Source organism: Oleiphilus sp. HI0061 (genome assembly GCF_001635675.1).
The window spans coordinates 1-1,813 of record NZ_LWFE01001683.1; the positions used below are offsets into that span (position 1 = coordinate 1).

General features: G+C 44.6%; 1 protein-coding gene. It reads right to left on the bottom strand.

From position 1 onward, the window contains the following. Nucleotides 1-142: 142 nt before the first annotated feature. Nucleotides 143-1,813: response regulator (locus tag A3735_RS25965; protein WP_068638917.1), on the bottom strand; the 1,671-nt coding region annotated here is incomplete at its 5' end.

A 1,813-nucleotide genomic window follows, 5' to 3' on the forward strand; every position in this document is an offset into this window, starting at 1 on the left:
CTTTTGTGCGTAGAGGAAATCAGCTAAAAGGCGGGTTGTGTACGGCTGAGTGTGTTATCGAACTACTTGAGCTTGCAGGTGAGTCTGAGTCAGCAAGTGAACTCGCTTATCATTATGAGGCGTTTAACAGGGCGCTGCCATCTTAATGTAGCCATTTATTTAGCTTCTCTTGAACGATCATGGCATCGACAGGCTTGCTAATATAGTCATTCATTCCCACAGCAAAGCATTTATCATCATCACCTTTCATTGCATTAGCTGTCATGGCAACAATAGGTAGCTGCTTGGCGTTTTCTCCGGCTTTACCTTGTCTGATCGCTGTAGTTGCTTCATATCCATCCATTTCCGGCATTTGGCAGTCCATGAAAATGAGGTTGTAGGGGACCGTTTTTTCAGCGTCGCGTATCATTTCTAGCGCTTCTAGGCCGTTGGCAGCGATATCGCACTGTTGGTCAAGCGCCTCAAGAATACCTTGTACAACGAGCTGGTTTACATAGACGTCTTCAACAAGCAGGATTCTAGACTCGCTCAAATCTGTAGTGGGGTCTTCTATAGCCGCTATCGCACTTTGCGTTAGCTCTGGTTTTTCTGAATAGAGGCTGAGCTCCATGCTTTGGATTAGGTCATTGGAACAGATAGGCTTATAGATATGGGCATCGAAGCCATGAGTCTTGCAATAGTTTTCATCGACCTGGGAACCGTACTTTGTCATGAGTATCAGGTATAAGGTTTCATTGCCTGCTTGGCTGCGAAGGTTGTCGCTAAGGTCGTGGGCAGAACCTTCAATCAGGTCTGCATCGATATAGATCAAGGGGACCTTACCAGGCCCGACAACATGTTCATTGAGTGAATTGAGCACGGAATTGGAGCTGTCGCAGATATATGAGGGAATTCCCCATTTACTTAGCTGTTTCTCAATTTCCTTGGCTGTGTCCTGATGTTTATCGAGAATAAATGCTAGCAGTTGTTCGGTCTCAAATTGTGGCGCGCTTTCTTTGTTTTCAGTAGAGCTGTCAACCATGAATGAGGCAGTAAAGACACTACCTTTACCTAGCTCACTGGCGACTCTAATATCGCCATGCATTAATTGGCATAAATTTCGAGAAATAGTTAAACCAAGGCCAGTGCCGCCATATTTTCGAGTGGTTGAGGCATCTGCTTGTGAGAATGAGTCAAATATCGTTGCCAGCTTATCTTTAGCTATTCCGGTACCGGTATCGTGAACTTCGCAAATTAGATCCAGGCTGTCACCAAAGTCTTCGTAGACTTCTACTTTTAGGGTTACGCTACCGGAAGAAGTAAACTTTATCGCATTCGATATTAAATTCGTTAAGACTTGCCTGATTCGCCCAGGGTCACTTGTGATATGGGTTTTATTGATGCCCGAAACATCGACAACGAAGTCTATGTCTTTGTCGTATGCTTGCTTACTAAGTGTTTTCGCCAAGCTGGAGATTAAGTCAATTAAGTCGAAAGAGACCTGCTCAAGCTCGAGTTTACCTGACTCAACCTTAGAGAAGTCGAGTATATCGTTGATCAAGCTTAGCAAGGACTCAGCACTAGATTTTGCCAATGAGGCTCTTTGTCTTTGCTCATCACTGAGCTCTGTGTTCATCAGCAGATTGAGCATGCCGAGTACACCGTTCATTGGCGTGCGTACTTCATGACTCATGCTGGCCAGGAACTCAGACTTAACTTTCAACGCATTTTCGGCAACGGCTTTTTCTTCTTGAAGGGCTATTTCACGGAATTCTAGTTCTTGTGCGTAATCAGATAATTTTGAGGCTGAAACTTTGACCTCTGAAAGATCCTC